Here is a 16,249-nt window from a genome sequence, read left to right as displayed (position 1 = left end):
CCTTGCAACTATATAGGCAATAGTTGTACTCTCCTCGTAGTCGGCACAATTAGCCGGGTCCCACTGTAATATGCTGAAAACACTACGTATATCTCTGCTAGTGGCGGCTACTTGTGCCAGCCTCACAGCTTGCCAAAAAACGGCAGGTAGTGAAAATGATTTTGAGAACGGCCCCGTTACCGTGCGCGGCGAATGGCGGCTGGCGGTTTCCGGCGGGGGCATTACGGGGAAGATGGACCCGGTGCCAGCCAGCCAGGATATTCGCAGCGTATTTGGACCCGATAGTACATATACAGAGTATCTTAACGGCAAGCCTACGCTCACCAGTACGTTTCGCCTCATTACCCGGCCAGCTTACCAGGGTGGCCCAGCTATGACGGTATTGCTTACCAAAAGCTATAATTCTCCCTCTGGCCAGGCCTACTATCGGGTGCAGTATGTGACGGAGCTGACGACCAACAAACTATACCTGACCACCGGTACCGGCTGTGCCATAAATTCAGAGTATGTTCGGGTACAAGCTGCCAGTCCGGCCACAGCTCCTTAAAAAAGGCAGCTGCCCAACTAGCAGTTGTGTAAATAGCCCCGGCTTACAGCTCCATAATATCCTCGTTCCAGAGTGTGGGCTCGGCGGCGATAAACTCGCGCATCAGCTCCACGCACTCGGGCGAGTTGAGGATTTCGACTTCCACGCCGTGTGAGTGCAGGAAATCGAGTGATTCGCCGAAGGTCTGGGCTTCGCCAACTATCACCTTTGGGATTTTAAACTGCACGATAGTGCCGGCGCACATGTAGCAGGGCATGAGTGTGGTATAGAGCACCGTATCGCGGTAGGTACGCTGGCGGCCGGCATTGCGTAGGGCATCCATTTCGCCGTGGGCGATGGGGTCGAGGTCTTGCACGCGCTTGTTGTGGCCGCGGCCTACTATTTCCTGGCCGCGTACCAGCACCGAGCCAATCGGGATGCCACCCTCGCGGCGGCCCTGCCGCGCCTCGTCGATGGCGGCCTGCATGAAAATATCCATTTTTAGGTACCGTTATTAGTGAACAGTGAGTAAAGAACGGCATCCTGAGCTTGCCGACGCCGGCCGTGCCCGGCTCTATTGCCTGGTAATTGCTGGCCTGCTTATCTGATTAGCTCTACCCAGCCCTTGATTGGCGTGCCGCCGTCGGGTGGGGTAAGCAGGTAATAATACAGACCGGGAGCCAGCCCGGTGCCGTCCCAGGTGTTTTGGTAAGCCGCATTTTCGTACACTTGCTGGCCCCAGCGGGAAAATACCTGGAGGCGGGGCGGGCACCCACCCAGGCGCGTGACAAACAAGTCGTTGTGATTGTCGCCGTTGGGCGTGAATATATTCGGAATGAACATATCCTGCACCTTTATGGGAGGCAGGCTCAGGGTGCGCCCGCAACGATTCTGATTAAATGCTACCGTTACGCGGGGCCGAAAAGTGCCGGCCCGGCGATAGGTATGCGTAACGTCGGGGCCGGTAGTCACGGTCGTGCTGTCATCGCCAAAATTCCAGCTTAGCACAGCATCTGCCGGCAGCCCCGCCGCCGGCTGGCTGAAATGTACCACCAGCGGCGCTACATCGGAGGGTACGCAGGCGGCCGGCACCAGTACGGGAGCCAGCACCGGCTCGGGCAGCAGCGTAATGCGGCGCGTCAGTGCTACCGGGCAGGCCGAGCTGGCGTTAACGGTATAGGTCAGGGCAAAAGTGCCGATACCGGGAGGCGTAAAAACAGCGCCATTGGCCGACAGCCCCGGCCCGCTCCAGGTGCCGCCCGCCGGCGTAGCGCGCAGGCGAAACGCCTGGGTGCTGCCGGGGCACAGAATGGTATCGGGCGGCACAATTACGTTGGCAATGGGCAGTACCTGCACGGTAGCCGTAGCCTGGCTCGCCTGGCTACCGCAGCTGCTGGAAGCCGCCAGCGAGTACGTAAGCGTCTGGGTGCCTACCAGGGCAGTACTGGGCGTAAATACATAGGTGCCGGGGCTGGGGCTGCTCACGCCCGGCCCGGCCCAGGTGCCCCCGCCGGGGCGGCCGGTGGTGAGGGGCAGGGGGCTGGCATTGGCACACAGGGTAGGCAGGGCCGCCGCGCTGGCCGGTACGCGCGTGCCCACCACTATGGTAAGCGTGGCGGAGGCGCTGCAGGCGCTCGTAACGCCCGGCACACTGTAGGTGAGCTGCTGATTGCCGGCCAGCGCCAGGCTGGGCGTAAAAATAAAGCCCGTAGCTACCGAGCCCGATACGCCCGGGCCCGTCCAGGTGCCACCCGCAGGCGTGCCGCTTAGCCGTAGCGGAGGGGAAGTGTCGCATACTGTCTGGCCCGGACCGACCATTGCTACCGTCGGCTCAAAATTTAGCTTGAAAGCGGCGTTGTTACAGAAGTTAAAATCAGCCCGCCCATTGGTGGGCGAGTACGAATAAGCCCCTGGAGGTACCGGAAAGCCGTTCAGGTTGCTGCACGAGCAGGCCGCCGCGTACACCACGCCGCGCGGGTCAAAGCGCGAAGAGCCTCCGTCGACGTGGTCGCCTTCCGAAAAAGGAGTGGGGTCGCCGTAGAACGTGGCGTAGCTCAGCTGGGCAAGGCCGGGGGCAAACTGCGCCAGGTAAAAATCGGAGCCGTTGCCCGGCGTGTCGGGTACGGTGCGTACGGCATTGGGGGTCGTAGGCAGGCCATCAGTGAAGCCATTAGAGGCATTGGGCGAGCCATTGCCATAGTAGCTATACGCCTGTTGGTTTACCATGCCGCCCCAGCCGCAGGCATAGACCCGGTCGCACTGGTCAACCAAAAAGGCCGTGGGCGAAATATCAATAGTAGCGCGCCCGCTGCCAAACACCGTACTCAGCAGCGACTTATCCAGGTCGGGGCTAAGCTTTTGGATAAACTGCCGGCTACCGGCGTTGTTGTACACGCCGGGGCTTACCGGCCAGCTGCCCAGCGTCTGGCCCAATAGATACACTCCGCCATCGCTGCCCAACTGCACAAAAAACACCTGGTCGTAGCTGCTGGTACCCAGGAAGGTAGCCCGCTGCACCGCGCTGCCATCGGCCGCGATACGAGCCACGAAGCCGTCGACGCTGCCCGCATTGCGGGGCTGCCAGCCGGTTGCCGTGCCCGGCAGGCTGGCGCTGAGCGTGCCGCCGCCTACGTACACGTTGCCCTGCGCGTCGAGCTGCACCGAGTAAGCCGCATCAGCGGCCGTGCCGCCCAAAAAGCCGCTCCATAGCAGGCTGTTGAGGTTGGGCGAGAGCTTGCACACTACCGCATCGCAGGAGCCGCCCTGGTAGGTGCGCCCAAAGCCGCTCGCCGTGGTCGGAAAGTTGCCGGAGCTGCTAACGGAGGCCACGTACACATTGCCCTGGGCATCGGTCAAAATGTCGCCGCGCAGCGCATCGCCGTAGTTTTGAGGCAGTTGCCGCACCGTCGAAATGGGGTTGTACGCGGCGATGCCATCGTTGCCGCTGCCGCCCAGGTACGTAGCAGCCAGCAGCGACCCGCCGTCGGCACTCAGGCGGGCTATCACCATATCGGTGCCGCTGGCTACCCGGTAGATAGCGGCCGGGGCATAGCCAAAAGGGTCTACCGACTGCCCTCCCGCAAACCCGCGCTGCACGGCCCCATCGGTAGTGGGAAAATTGGTTGAGGAAGTGCTACCCAGCAGCAGTAGCTCATTTCGGGCATTTACGACCAGACTGCTTGGAAAGTCGTCGCGGTTGCCGCCCAGGTAAGTAGCCCACAACCGCGCCGCGGGCCCGTTAACGGCGGGGTTATATTTGATAAGGGCTATATCTATCACGCCACTGAACGAGGTCTGAAACGCGCCCGGGGTGGTAGGATAGCTGGGGAGGGCTAGCATATCATCCAGCACAATGCCGCCCGAATACAGGTTGCCGGCTGCATCGTAGGTAGCCGTGAAGCCCCAGTTGCTGCCCTTGGCTCCCGAATAGGTAGAGAACACGACCGTAGGGTCGATGACCAGGGGCCGGCTGTGGTCGTAGGCCCCGAGCTCGAACGATACCCGCGCTTCGGCGGTGTTCAGGCGGTAGCGGCAGGCCACCGCGCGGCGGCTGCCAGTAGCCGGGTCAAGCTGATAGGCGTGCGGCGCCAGCTCGGTGAGGCTGCCCACTGTGGTGCCCACGTGCAGCTGGCCATCTGGGCTGAGGGCCAGCCGGGTGGCTCCCTCATAGCGCAGCTGTACCCGGCCGGCATACGCGCCGGCCGCCACCTCAAAGTCGTATTCGAGGTGCTGGGTTGCATTCTCGTAAAAGCGGGTGGCAATGCCCGGCCAGGGAGCCTGGTAGCGCACCTGCCGGTAGCTGGGCACGGCGCTCGCCCACTGGGTGGCATCGCTGCCGTGCAGGTAGTTGCGTACCTCGCCGGTAGCCTCAGCCGGGGTAAGGCTGGTGGTGGTATCAGCTCCTACAAAGCGCACCCGCAGCTGGTGGCCCCGGATGGCTCCCGCAGGCCCGGCGCCCGCCGCCCCAATGCCGGCCGCCGAGGTGGCCGCCGGGCCTGCGGTGCCGCCCTTCCAGGGCTGGGGGTGCTCAACGTGCTGTAGCAATATATAGTGCAGGCCGCCTGGCTCCAGGCACAGGTGCCCGCCGGGCACGGCAGCCGCATAGCGCACGGCGGCCGGCCACTGCCCTTTGTTCGGTACAAACTCCAGGCTTGCCGGGGTTTCGGGTGGTAGGGTGGGCATAATGGCTGGCGCAGCGGCCCGCTGCCCCCGGACCGGGCCGCTAAGTGCTACCAGGAGGCATAAAATGGCGTAGATTTTTTTCGACATAGCAAATACTATATAAGGCGCACGCGTAAAGCTAAGCTGTGGTGGCCAAGCCCTGACTATCGGCGCGGCCCGCCCGCGCCGTCGCCGTATTTTTGCCGTGCCCAAGGCGTGCTGATGCGCTGCTGGCTTGCTGTGCGCCGTTTGCTTTCCCATCGTTTTACCCTGCTGGTGCTGCTTGGTCTGCTGCTGAGCGTAGCGGCCGAGCGGGTGCCGGGCCGGCAGTTTTCACTGGCTCCGCTGCTGGCGCTCACGGTGCCGCTGTGGCTGGTGCTTACCGGTTTGACGGCGCTATACTGGGCGTTGCGCCGGCAGCGCATCACGCTGCTGCCGCTGGTCGTGCTGGTGCTGGCCTGGCCCCAGGTGCAGCGCGGACTGCCGCTACACGCAGCCGGCTTGCGGGCTCTGGCATCGGGCTACGTAAGCGACCCCCTTGCGCAGCAAGGCCGGCCTAGAGCCACCCTGCGGCTGCTTTCGGCCAACGTGCGCATTTTCAACGTGTATGCGCAGCTGCGTAAGCCCGACCCTGCCGCGCCGGCCAACTTTATCAGCTGGCTGGCCGCCAGCCGGGCCGATGTGCTGTGCCTGCAGGAGTTTTATCAGGAGCCGCCCGGTACCCGCTCGGCCGATGGCAGTCTGTTTCGGGTGGGGGAGCGCGTCGGGGCCGAGAGCGGCCGACAGGTATTCGTTTCCAAAAGCCTGACGAACAGCAGTGGCGCGCAGTTTGGCTTGGCTATTTTTTCGCGCTTCCCCATTGTAGGGCGCGGCGAAATCGCCTTCGGTCGCCTTAGTCAGAACCACGCCATGTGGGTCGATGTGGCCGGCCCCGGCCCGCTCGACACCGTCCGGATTTTCAACGCCCACCTCCAGAGTATGAGCATCGACGAGAGCGACCTGGTAAAAGCCAGCTCTTCCAAAGCCGGCTTCGAGAGCAAGGGGCGGGGCTTGCTTGGTCGCTTTATTCGCGGGGCCGCCGCCCGGGCCTGGCAGGCCGATACCCTGCTGGCGCACATCCGGCGCGCGCCCTACCCGGTGCTGCTGGCTGGTGATTTCAACGATGTGCCCTATTCTTATGCCTATACGGTGTTGGCCGGGCAGCTGCAGAATGCCTGGGCCACTACCGGCTTCGGGCCCGGCAATACGTACCACGGCAGCCTGCCGCCGCTACTGCGCATCGACCAGCAGTTTGCTGGCTCGCCGTGGCAGGTGCTGGGCTGTCGTATCCACACCGAAATTCCGTATTCCGACCATTTTCCGGTGGAGGCGGTCTATGAGTTGAAAAATTGAGCTATGAAATAACGCCTGAGCATCCGTTAGTGTGAGCGCAGCAGCGGTATGCTACCCAGACAACCCATACGAGCGCGGCTGCGTCGCGGCACTCGCCATGACCGATACTCAGCCATTTCTACTGAACTTTGCCGCACCTTCGCCGTTCGGTCATCTACATCACTCCGCGCCGGGAGCCGCCGCTAAAAGCGGCTTGCTGCTTATTGTTTACTACTGTCCATGTCGCTGACGCTCTATAACACGCTGTCCCGCAAGAAGGAAAATTTTGAGCCCCTGCACCCGCCGCTGGTGGGCCTGTACCTGTGCGGCCCCACGGTTTACAACGATGCGCACCTGGGCAACGCGCGCGGGCCAATTGTGTTCGATGTGCTTACCCGCTACCTGCGCTACCTGGGCTACCAGGTGCGCTACGTGCGCAATATCACCGACGTCGGCCACCTGGTAGGCGATAGCGATGAGGGAGAGGATAAACTTGCCAAAGCGGCCCGCGCCCAGAAGCTGGAACCCATGCAGGTAGCCCAGCACTATACCGTGCGCTACCGCCAGGCCATGGCCGCCCTCGGCTGCCTGCCGCCCGATATCGAGCCCCAGGCCAGCGGCCACATCACCGAGCAAATCGGCCTGATTACCGAAATTATCGGTCGGGGCCTGGCCTATGAGGTCAATGGCTCGGTGTATTTCGACGTGCCCAGGTACAACGCCGAGGGCCTGAACTACGGCCGCCTTTCGGGCCGCGTGGTAGAAGAGCTGCTGGCCAACACGCGCGCCGAGCTGGCCGGGCAAGACGAAAAACGCTCGCCCACCGACTTTGCGCTCTGGAAAAATGCGGCCCCCGAGCACCTCATGCGCTGGCCCTCGCCCTGGGGCGAAGGCTTTCCCGGCTGGCACCTCGAATGCTCGGCCATGAGCCGGAAATACCTCGGGGCTGAGTTCGATATTCACGGCGGCGGCCTGGATTTGATGTTTCCGCACCACGAGTGCGAAATTGCTCAGAACGAGGCCTCTAACACCCCCGGCACCGGCGCTCGCTTCTGGCTGCACAACAATATGCTGACCGTGAACGGCCAGAAGATGAGCAAATCGCTGGGCAACTTCGTGACCCTGAATGAGATGTTTCAGGGGCAGAGCGCCGTGCTCTCGCAGGCGTATTCGCCCATGACGCTACGCTTCTTCTTCTTGCAGGCGCAGTACCGCTCGCCCATCGACCTTTCCGACGAGGCCCTGCAAGCGGCGCGCAAGGGCTTCCGCAAGCTCATGAACGGCCTGCGGCTGCTGGACAGTGGGAAGTTAACGGTTAAAAGTGAAGAGCTAAAAATTGACGAGCAAAAGCTGGCTGCCAACAGCCAGCAGCTAACCGCGCTGGCTGCCAAGCCCTTCGACTTTCTCAACGACGACCTCAATACGCCCCGCGCCGTGGCCGCCGTGTTCGACCTGCTCAAGCGCTTCAACACCCTGGCGGCCAGCCCCGCCGCCCTGGCCGAAGTAAGCCCCGAAGCCGTAGCCGAAGCCGCCGCCGCCTACCGCACCGTGGTTAGCGACATTCTGGGCCTGCGCGACGAGCCCCGCGCCAGCGCCGAAGACCTGCTGGCCCTGGCCCTGGGGTTTTACCAAGAAGCCAAGTCGGAGAAAGCTTACGATAAGGTCGACCAGATTCGCACTGCGCTTAAAGGGCAGGGCATTGTAATTAAAGACACCAAAACCGGCGTCGAGTGGGCCTATAGCGAGGAGTAGCGCCTACCAGCAAAAATTTGTCTGCTGACGAAGGAAGCATCTTATCACGGCGGCTTTCATCAGCCTACTACTCAATGCGGCGCGGGCGTGATAAGGTCCTTCGCCAGCTCAGGATGACAGTCATAATTTTATGCGTTTCCAACCCCTTCGCTACTCTTTGCTCGCCGCGTCTGGCTTAGCCCTGCTCACGGCCTGCCCCTCCGAAAAGCCGGCCGAAACCACCGCGGCCAGCCAGCCGGCGGCTACTAAAGCCCCCAAGGTGCCCGCCTTCAACGCCGACTCGGCCTATGCTTACACCGCCAAGCAGGTAGCGTTTGGTCCGCGCGTGCCCAACAAGCCGGCCCATACGGCCTGCGGCAACTACCTGGTGGCGAAGCTGAAAAGCTTTGGCCTGACGGTGCATGAGCAGCCTTTTCAGGCCATGACGTTTGATGGAGTGCAGATTAGCGGCCGCAACATCATTGCCCAATACCAGCCCGCGGCGGCCCGGCGTGTAGCCCTGTTTGCCCACTGGGACACCCGCCCCTTTGCCGACGCCGACAAGCAGCACAAAAATGCCCCCATGGACGGGGCCAGCGACGGGGCCAGCGCCGTGGCCACGGCCCTCGAAATAGCCCGCGTGCTCAGCCTGCAGCCGGCCAGCCTGGCGCCCAACGTCGGCGTGGATATTATTCTGGTTGATGCCGAAGACTGGGGCCACGATGATACGACCCAGGCCGACGTGAAAAACCAGCTCGCCGGCAGTGGTACCGACTCGTGGTGCCTCGGCTCGCAGTACTGGGCCAAACACCTGCTGCCGGCCGGCTATAAAGCCGAGTACGGCATTCTGTTTGATATGGTGGGGGCCAAAGGGGGGCGCTTTACCCGCGAAGGGGCCTCGCTGAAAAATGCCCGCTCGGTAGTAGATAAAATCTGGAATACGGCCGCTAAGATTGGCTATTCCGATTATTTCCTGTTCTCCGACACCGGCGAAATCCTCGACGACCATGTATATACCAGCCAGGCGGGCATCCCGACGGTCGATATCTACGACCACCCGCCCTACGGCGGTGACTACTTCCCGGCCTACCACCACACCACGGCCGACAATATGAGCATCATCGACCGCAAGACGATGAAAGCGGTGGGGCAGACGGTGCTACAGGTGCTTTATGATGAGTAAATAGCGTAATGGGAGGACTGTCGTGCAAGAACACAGAACGACAGTCCCCCCATTCCTTATTTCCTGGTAGCGATGGCGGCCTGCTCGGCCTGCTTTACGTAGCGCTGCATGTGGGTAACCAGCGCCTCAAACACATCGGTGAGGCGCAGGCGCAGCCACGGATACAGCGGGTTGGGGATGCGCACCGTGCCGGCATCTACCTGGCGGGCCAGCAGCAGCAGGCGCAGCAGCTCGTCGAGCTGGCGGTTAAAGGCCTCTACTACGGTGCCGGTAAGACGCACCCCAGTGGGCGCAAACTGTTTGGGGCGGCGCAAGAGATTGTCGCCCAGGCCATTGTTGCGTTGGGCAGTAGCCGTAAAGTAACGTCCCAGCCAGCCGCTGCGCACCTGGGCGCCGGCTACCGAGCCACTGGCCTGCGCTAGCCGCAGGCGCGCTTTTAAGTTGGGTAAATAATATCCATTTACTATATTTAAATGCTCCAGACATTGAGCCGCGCTCCATTTATCGAAGGCCGGGCGGCGGTTGAGCTGCTCGGAGGTGAGCGGACGCAGGCGTTGGTGAGAGAGCACGCGCAGGGCCAGCACCTGGTTGGTAAGCTGGTCGAAAAACTCGTTAGTGTCGCGTGCGGAAGCACTCATAGCGAAAGAATAGCAATCAGAACGGAACGTTTGAGTTGTAATATTACGGCGAAGCCCGGGATAATACCCTAGTTCTGCACTGGCTTTTTGCTTCCGATTATGCGCTCTTATGCTTTCTGCCTGAATCGTGTGCTGGGGTTACTGGGATTATTACTCGGGGCAGTGGCCGGAGCCGCCGCCCAGGCCGTACCAAATCCGGGGGAGAAAATTGAGAGCCTGGTCACCTTCGGCCCGCAGGCGCCCGTCACGAGCGGCGACGACGACTTTACCCAGACGTTCTTCTTTCTGGTGCCCGCTACCGAGCGGCGGCCCATCTACATCCGGGTATTTGACCCCGATTGTGGCGGCCAGCTCGATGCGAAAGTGGGGCAGTTTAACACCCGTACCGAGTTCAGCCTGTATGGCGGGCCGGGCACGCACTCGGCCAAAGGAGCTACCGACCCGCGCCCGGCCAGCCCGGCCGGACCGCCCAGCGGCCGGCTAATCAAGCAGCAGACCTTTGGCGTGGAGCCGGCCTACGATGGCGGCTACTTCACCTTCGGCCCGCTCAACCCGCTGGAAGGCGAGCTGGTCGAGCAGTTTCAGGGGTATGTGTATAAGGTAGTGGTGCGGGGCGTCAGCGGCAATGACGGCAATCTTTATCGCTTTTTTCTGAGTAGCAGCCCCAATCTGAACGTGCCCATTCCGGGCGGCAACGCCTTCACCTACGAGTATTGCTTTCGCATTCCGGCCGCGCCACCCACGGGCCGGCCCGTTACGGTGCATCTCTACCCGTTTGCCAGCGAGCACGTGGTCAGCATCAAGCAAAGCAACTTTGATGTCGACAACTCGGCTACGCTTACTATCTTCAGCATTGCCAAAAACGGCCATTCCGCGCCGGTCAGCGGCGATGGCCAATGGACGAGCAGCGTGCTGCCCATCGACCCCAAAGAGTTTGGCTTATCCCTCGATTTTCGGCTGGTAAGCAAGGCCACCACGTTCAACGACGTGGTTTTCTACGTCACTGACCAGTACGATACCGCCCTGCCGTTCTTCGCCGTGCCGCTGGGCGGCCCGCCAAAGTATAAGTACGATATTGATATGAAGGTGCATCGCTAGAAACAGGTTGGGGACTTGGCTTGACTGTGCTAACTTACCGAGCAGCACAGTCAAGCCAAGTCCTCAACCTGTTTACTCAGGCTTCGTCCCGCCCACCGTTGCGGCGGGGTGTAGGACCGTAGTCGCCATCCTTGGGCTGGTCGTTTTCTGCGGGGCGAAAGTCGGCCCGGTTTTCCTGACCATAATTGCCGGCTTTATCCTGGGTGGTAACTGCATCCTGCTCGGCAGGACGAGCGCCAGGATTGTGGTCGTCGTAAGAGCCCCCCTTGGACCCAAAGCCCTGGCTGGTATTGCCTTCCTTCGAGCCGGAGGGGCCGAAGCCGTTGCGCGAGTCGCCGGTCTGAGGATTGCCGGGCTGGGCCTCTTCGCTGCGGGCGTGGCCGTAGCCATAGCCGGGGTTTTGCAGCGCATCGGGCGAGTTGACGGGCGCGGCGGCTCCCTGGCCGGCGGGCGCACCGCCCTGGCTGCCCTGGTTGTCGTAGCCCCCACGCGAAGAGCGCTGGTCCTCGTGCTGATTGCGGCCGGCTACGCCCGCCTCTACGTGGTTATCGGTAGTGCCGGCCGGCAGGCCCACGCCCGAGGTATGGCCGTAGTCGGCCGCGTAGGCGCCACCCACGGTAGGCGCCCCATTATCATTCTGAAAGGCCGCCACTTCCCCGGTTTTGTCGGGCAGGTTGCGATTGTCCTGCGTATTGCCGCGGCCATCGGTAGGCTGCTGCCTGGGAGCGCTGGTGTCGCCAAAGTCGATGCTCGTCGGCGCCGGGGTATCACGCACGGCGTGGCCCTGCTGCTCGGGCCGGGCGTCGCGGCCATCGTAGTTGCGGTAGGCATTGTGCTGCGGGCCGGGCGCGGCCGCGCCCTGGCCGTAGTATTTTTCCTCGTTGGCCTCGGCAGCCGGGCGCTCGGCCGCCGTCTCAAACTCGCGGTACTGGTTGCCAAAGCCTCCGTGGGTAGCGCCCTGCGTGCCCTGCTCGCCAAATTCGCCCCGGTTGGCATCGCTGCGCTGATTGCTGGCCCGGTCGTGGTCCTGAAAGCTGCCCTGCACATCATTGCCGAAGTTGCCGCCATAAATGTTGGGCTGCTGCGAAGACAAGGCCGGTGCTGGGGCAGCCGTGAGGTCGGCCGGATTAGCTTCGCGGTTTTCTTGTTCGCCGCCGGGCTCTACGGCTCCTTTGCCAGCTTTCATCTCACTAGCAAACAACTCTTTGCCTGAAGGGGGCTGGGTAGTATCGGTGCCCGGCTGCATGGCGGGGGTAGGTCGTTGTAAGGAACTGTTAGCTAGCGCATCCTGCGCATTATCTCCCGCTGCAGCGGGCTTGTCGGTTGGCTGGGTGGGTTTGTTGCCGGCTATTTCGTTGGGTTGGTCGTTGAGGCTAGGCATGAGAAAAGACAGAAGAGGGTGGAGGAGTCGATAGCGCGCAGCGCAACTCTGCTTACCTATACGCCCCGGCGCGGCTGGTGTTCGGCCCGGCTGCCGGGCTTCGGAAAATAGCGGGACAGCAGCCTTGCGGGCGTCGTCGGTGTCCTTACTTTTGACTTCTTACTTCTCTTGCCTATCAGCCGCTTTTTTACCTTCATGCAACGCCGCCAATTTCTTCAGCATGGCACGCAGGCCGCACTGGCCTCGACTCTGCTTCCGCTCGCCGCTGCCGCCGCGCCTACTGCGCCAGCCCTGGCCCCTGCCGACAGCAAGCCTGCCGTAGCTGCTGCTCCTTTTGCGCTTAGTGAGCTATCCATCGCCGACCTGCAGGCGCAGCTGAGTAGTGGCAAGGCCACCAGCCGCAGCCTATGCCAGCAGTACCTGGCCCGCATCGCGGCCATCGATAAAGCCGGCCCCGGCCTGAACGCCGTAATTGAGCTAAACCCCGATGCGCTGAGCATCGCCGATGGCCTCGACAAAGAGCGCAAGGCCGGCAAGCTGCGCGGCCCGCTGCACGGCATCCCGGTATTGATAAAAGACAATATTGATACCGGCGATAAGATGCAGACCACGGCCGGGGCGCTGGCGCTGGCCGGCCACCACGCCGCCCACGATTCGTTTGTGGCCAAGCAGCTGCGGGCGGCCGGGGCCATTATTATGGGAAAAACTAACCTGAGCGAGTGGGCCAATTTCCGCTCGACGCACTCGGCCAGCGGCTGGAGCAGCCGGGGTGGCCAGACGCACAACCCGTACGTCATCGACCGCACGCCCAGCGGCAGCAGCGCCGGCTCGGGCTCGGCCGCGTCGGCCAGCTTGTGCGCGGTAGCCGTGGGCACCGAAACCAACGGCTCTATTGTGTCGCCTTCGTCGGTGAATGGCCTGGTGGGGCTCAAGCCTACCGTGGGGCTGGTGAGCCGCACGGGGATTATTCCCATTTCGGCCACGCAGGACACGGCGGGCCCCATGGCGCGCTGCGTGCGCGACGCGGCCCTGCTGCTGGGTGCGCTGGCCGGCCCCGACCCGGCCGACGCCGTGACCGTATCGGCCAGCAACCCCGCGAAAGCGGCCGACTACACCCGCCTGCTGCGCCCCGACGCCCTGAAAGGCCAGAAGCTGGGCGTGGAGAAGGGCCACCTGACCAGCCAGACCGCCGGCGGCGAGCTGCTGCGCCAGGCCGTGGCCGTGCTCAAAGCCCAGGGCGCTACTATGGTCGAAGTGGATGTGCGCACCGCCACCCAGCCCATCGGCGAAGCTGAGTTCGACGTGCTGCTCTACGAGTTTAAGGATGGCGTAAATAAGTACTTGGCCAATACCAAAGCTCCGGTTAAAACGCTGGCCGACGTCATTGCCTTCAACAAAGCCAACGCGGCCAAGGCGATGCCCTTCTTCCAGCAGGAAACGCTGGAGCTGGCCGAAAAAACGGATGGCCTGACGGCCGAGAAATACACGACGGCTTTGCGCAAGGTGGTCGATATCTCGCGCCAGGCCCTGGATGCGGCCCTGAAAACCGACGGCGGGCTGGCGGGCATCGTAGCTATCACTACCGGCCCGGCCGCCTGCATCGACCTCGTAAACGGCGAGTACAACACCGGCCCCGGCTACTCGGGCGCGGCCGCCATGGCCGGCTACCCACACCTGACGCTGCCCATGGGCTACGTGCACGGCCTGCCCATCGGGCTTTCCATCGTGGGCGGCCCTTACAAGGAAGCTGAAATATTAGGTTTGGGCTATGCTTACGAGCAGGCTACCAAGCATCGGAAAGCACCGGAGTTTAAGGCAGTGATTGGGTAATGTTAGTTAGCAGTTAGCAGTTATTAACTGCTAACTGCTAACTAGTTAAAATATCTTGCCCGGATTCAGAATGCCATGCGGGTCAAATACCTGCTTGATGCCGCGCATGAGGTTCAGGTTGGCCTCGGCCAGGGCAATGTGCATGTAGGGCTTTTGCACCAGGCCAATGCCGTGCTCGCCCGAGATAGTGCCGCCGAGCTGCACGCAGAGCTGGAATATCTCGGAGATGGGTTGGCGCAGGCCCACGTTCCACTGCTCATCGGTGAGCGCGCCGCGAATGATGTTGACGTGCAGGTTGCCGTCGCCGGCGTGGCCGTAGCACACGCTTTTGAAGCCGTAGCGCTGGCCAATTTCCTTCACGCCTTTGAGCAGGGTAGGTAGCTCGGCGCGGGGCACTACCGTGTCTTCCTCCTTATACACCGAGTTGTAGCGCACCGAATTGCCGATGTTGCGCCTGATTTTCCAGAGGTCGTCCTTCTGCCCGGCTGTGTCGGCCAGCAGAATTTCGCCTACATCGTAGCCTCCCAGCACTCCGTACACCTGCTCGGCCTCCTTATACAATTCGTCAAGGTCCTGGCCATCGAGCTCAATGAGCAGGTGGGCAGTGATGTCTTCGGGCAGGGTGAGCGGAATTTTCAGGTAGTCGGACGACCAGGCAATGGCCTCGCGCTCCATAAACTCCATGCCCGACGGAATAACCCCGGCCCGGAACACCGCCGACACCGCCTCGGCCGCCTGCGCCTCCTGCCGGAAGGGCACCAGCATCAGAATAGTGTGCTTGGGGTAGGGCAGGAGCCGGAATACCGCCTTGGTGATAATACCCAGCGTGCCTTCCGAGCCCACCATCAGCTGCGTGAGGTTGTAGCCGGTGGCATACTTCAGGGTGTTGGCACCGGTCCAGATAATATCGCCGGTGGGCAATACTACCTGTAGGTTCAGGACGTAGTCGCGGGTGGTGCCGTACTTTACGGCCTTGGGGCCACCGCTGCTCTGGCTCAGGTTGCCGCCCAAAAAGCACGAGCCCTTGCTGGCCGGGTCGGGCGGGTAAAACAGGCCCACATCCTGCACTGCGTTCTGAAACGCCTCGGTTACGACGCCCGGCTCCACGGTGGCTTGCAGGTTGCGCTCGTCAATCTTCAGAATTTTATTGAAGCGCTCCATGCTCAGCACTACCCCGTTGTGAACAGGCAGCGCCCCGCCGCTGAGGCCGGTGCCGGCCCCGCGCGCCGTAACCGGCACGCGGTGCTCGTGGCAGAGCTTCAGGATGGCGCTTACTTCTTCCACAGTGCCGGGGCGCAGCACCACATCGGGGGCAAAGTGGAAGTCCTCGGTGTGGTCGCGGCCGTAGCTTTCGTACTGCTGTGCCTCGGTAGTGGCGGCCGTGAGTACGTGCGCCGTGCCGACGACTTGTTCAAAAGCAGATACTAGCGCGGGAGTAAGGGCGTTGAATGACATGCGTGTAAAAGAACGGCTGGCAGCCGCCGGGCTATATTTGCCAGTAATGCAGAGTGAGAAAACGAAGGTAAGGCCAATAGCGAAAGCACGAATTGCGGCTTGCCGCCCGGCTGCCTACCCAACCTGGCAGCGCTACTATGGCCTGGCGCTGGTGTTGTTGCTGCTGGCCAGCAGCTGCCAGCGCAAGCTTAACCAGCTTAACGGGCGCTACTACTCGGCCCGCGACATGGCCCGTATGAAGCACGGCCAGCGGATAGCTGGCCCGAGCGCGGCCAAAACGAAAACCAAGACTACTACGGCCGGTAGTAGCGGCGTGGCAACTACTACTAAAGTGGTGGTGAAGCGGCCTTTTCGCACCGGCAACGCTACCGGGGTGCTGGCCAGCGTCATCGACAATGCCCGCGCCTACCAGGGCACGCCCTACCTGTTTGGCGGCACCACCCGCATGGGAATGGACTGCTCGGCCCTGCTCCAGCTGTCATTCGCCGAAGCGGGCATCACTATCCCGCGCTCATCAAACGAGCAGGCCGCCTGGGGCGACCCCGTGAAACCCACCGAGCTGCGGCCCGGCGACTTTTTGTTTTTTGGCGCCTCCCCCGGCTCACAGGTAATTACGCACGTTGGCATGGTGACGGTAGTCGATGAGGAGGGCGTCGAGTTTATCCACGCCTCTACCTCGCTGGGCGTGATAGAAAACAGCTTCGAGGCCGATTATTACCTGAGCCGCTTCATTCGGGCCGTACGACCGAAGTTGTGAGTTTTTAGTGAAGTTAAAAATGAAGTTAAGATGAACTAATCAATTTATCTTCAGATTTTTAACATGAGCATAATGTGTAAGTCTGAAGGATAGGAAGTAATTTTGCCGGCAGACCAGC

Annotated in this window: 12 protein-coding genes; 7 read left to right on the top strand and 5 right to left on the bottom strand. The window is 62.0% G+C overall.

Annotated elements, in window-relative coordinates; genetic code table 11:
* The first annotated feature begins 100 nt into the window (after positions 1-100).
* Positions 101-547 carry a hypothetical protein gene (locus F6X24_RS18320; protein ID WP_191906385.1) on the top strand — a complete coding sequence of 149 codons (447 nt, stop codon included), beginning with the start codon at positions 101-103 and terminating at the stop codon, positions 545-547.
* A 43-nt stretch (positions 548-590) separates the two neighbouring features.
* Here the strand turns inward: F6X24_RS18320 and F6X24_RS18315 are convergent, their stop codons facing one another.
* A complete protein-coding gene (locus F6X24_RS18315) occupies positions 591-1,025 on the bottom strand; it encodes a nucleoside deaminase (protein WP_151089367.1) in 435 nt (144 codons plus the stop codon).
* A gap of 101 nt (positions 1,026-1,126) precedes the next feature.
* Positions 1,127-4,795: a gliding motility-associated C-terminal domain-containing protein gene (locus tag F6X24_RS18310; RefSeq protein WP_151089366.1), complete on the bottom strand. Its 3,669-nt coding sequence runs from the start codon at positions 4,793-4,795 to the stop codon at positions 1,127-1,129.
* A 141-nt stretch (positions 4,796-4,936) separates the two neighbouring features.
* Between F6X24_RS18310 and F6X24_RS18305 the strand changes: the two genes are divergently transcribed.
* The 3 genes from F6X24_RS18305 to F6X24_RS18295 all read left to right on the top strand — a co-directional run bounded on the left by F6X24_RS18305 (position 4,937) and on the right by F6X24_RS18295 (position 8,972).
* A complete protein-coding gene (locus F6X24_RS18305; RefSeq protein WP_151089365.1) occupies positions 4,937-6,079 on the top strand; it encodes an endonuclease/exonuclease/phosphatase family protein in 1,143 nt (380 codons plus the stop codon).
* 219 nt (positions 6,080-6,298) lie between these two features.
* Positions 6,299-7,810, top strand: coding sequence for a cysteine--tRNA ligase (gene cysS, locus F6X24_RS18300; RefSeq protein ID WP_151089364.1), 1,512 nt, complete (start codon positions 6,299-6,301; stop codon positions 7,808-7,810).
* Positions 7,811-7,940: 130 nt separating this feature from the next.
* Positions 7,941-8,972 (top strand): M28 family peptidase, encoded by a 1,032-nt coding sequence (locus F6X24_RS18295; RefSeq protein WP_151089363.1) that lies wholly within the window; start codon positions 7,941-7,943, stop codon positions 8,970-8,972.
* A 56-nt stretch (positions 8,973-9,028) separates the two neighbouring features.
* On the opposite strand, the gene F6X24_RS18290 is transcribed toward F6X24_RS18295, so the two are convergent.
* Positions 9,029-9,610, bottom strand: coding sequence for a DinB family protein (locus F6X24_RS18290; RefSeq protein ID WP_151089362.1), 582 nt, complete (start codon positions 9,608-9,610; stop codon positions 9,029-9,031).
* Between the two features lie 99 nt (positions 9,611-9,709).
* On the opposite strand from F6X24_RS18290, the gene F6X24_RS18285 reads away from it, so the two are divergent.
* Positions 9,710-10,708 carry a hypothetical protein gene (locus tag F6X24_RS18285; RefSeq protein ID WP_151089361.1) on the top strand — a complete coding sequence of 333 codons (999 nt, stop codon included), beginning with the start codon at positions 9,710-9,712 and terminating at the stop codon, positions 10,706-10,708.
* Between the two features lie 76 nt (positions 10,709-10,784).
* Here the strand turns inward: F6X24_RS18285 and F6X24_RS18280 are convergent, their stop codons facing one another.
* Positions 10,785-12,089, bottom strand: coding sequence for a hypothetical protein (locus F6X24_RS18280; RefSeq protein ID WP_151089360.1), 1,305 nt, complete (start codon positions 12,087-12,089; stop codon positions 10,785-10,787).
* Between the two features lie 195 nt (positions 12,090-12,284).
* Here F6X24_RS18280 and F6X24_RS18275 point away from each other — a divergent pair, with 195 nt between their 5' ends.
* Entirely contained in the window at positions 12,285-13,919 is a 1,635-nt protein-coding gene (locus F6X24_RS18275; protein ID WP_151089359.1) for an amidase, read from the top strand.
* A gap of 45 nt (positions 13,920-13,964) precedes the next feature.
* Here the strand turns inward: F6X24_RS18275 and F6X24_RS18270 are convergent, their stop codons facing one another.
* Positions 13,965-15,374 carry an FAD-binding oxidoreductase gene (locus tag F6X24_RS18270; protein ID WP_151089358.1) on the bottom strand — a complete coding sequence of 470 codons (1,410 nt, stop codon included), beginning with the start codon at positions 15,372-15,374 and terminating at the stop codon, positions 13,965-13,967.
* 46 nt (positions 15,375-15,420) lie between these two features.
* Between F6X24_RS18270 and F6X24_RS18265 the strand changes: the two genes are divergently transcribed.
* On the top strand, positions 15,421-16,131 hold the full coding sequence (locus F6X24_RS18265; protein ID WP_191906384.1) for a C40 family peptidase: 711 nt from the start codon (positions 15,421-15,423) through the stop codon (positions 16,129-16,131).
* Positions 16,132-16,249: the final 118 nt, after the last annotated feature.

The sequence above is a fragment of the Hymenobacter baengnokdamensis genome (assembly GCF_008728635.1).
In the GTDB taxonomy this organism is placed as follows: domain Bacteria; phylum Bacteroidota; class Bacteroidia; order Cytophagales; family Hymenobacteraceae; genus Hymenobacter; species Hymenobacter baengnokdamensis.
This window is presented reverse-complemented; position numbering and strand designations above follow the sequence as displayed.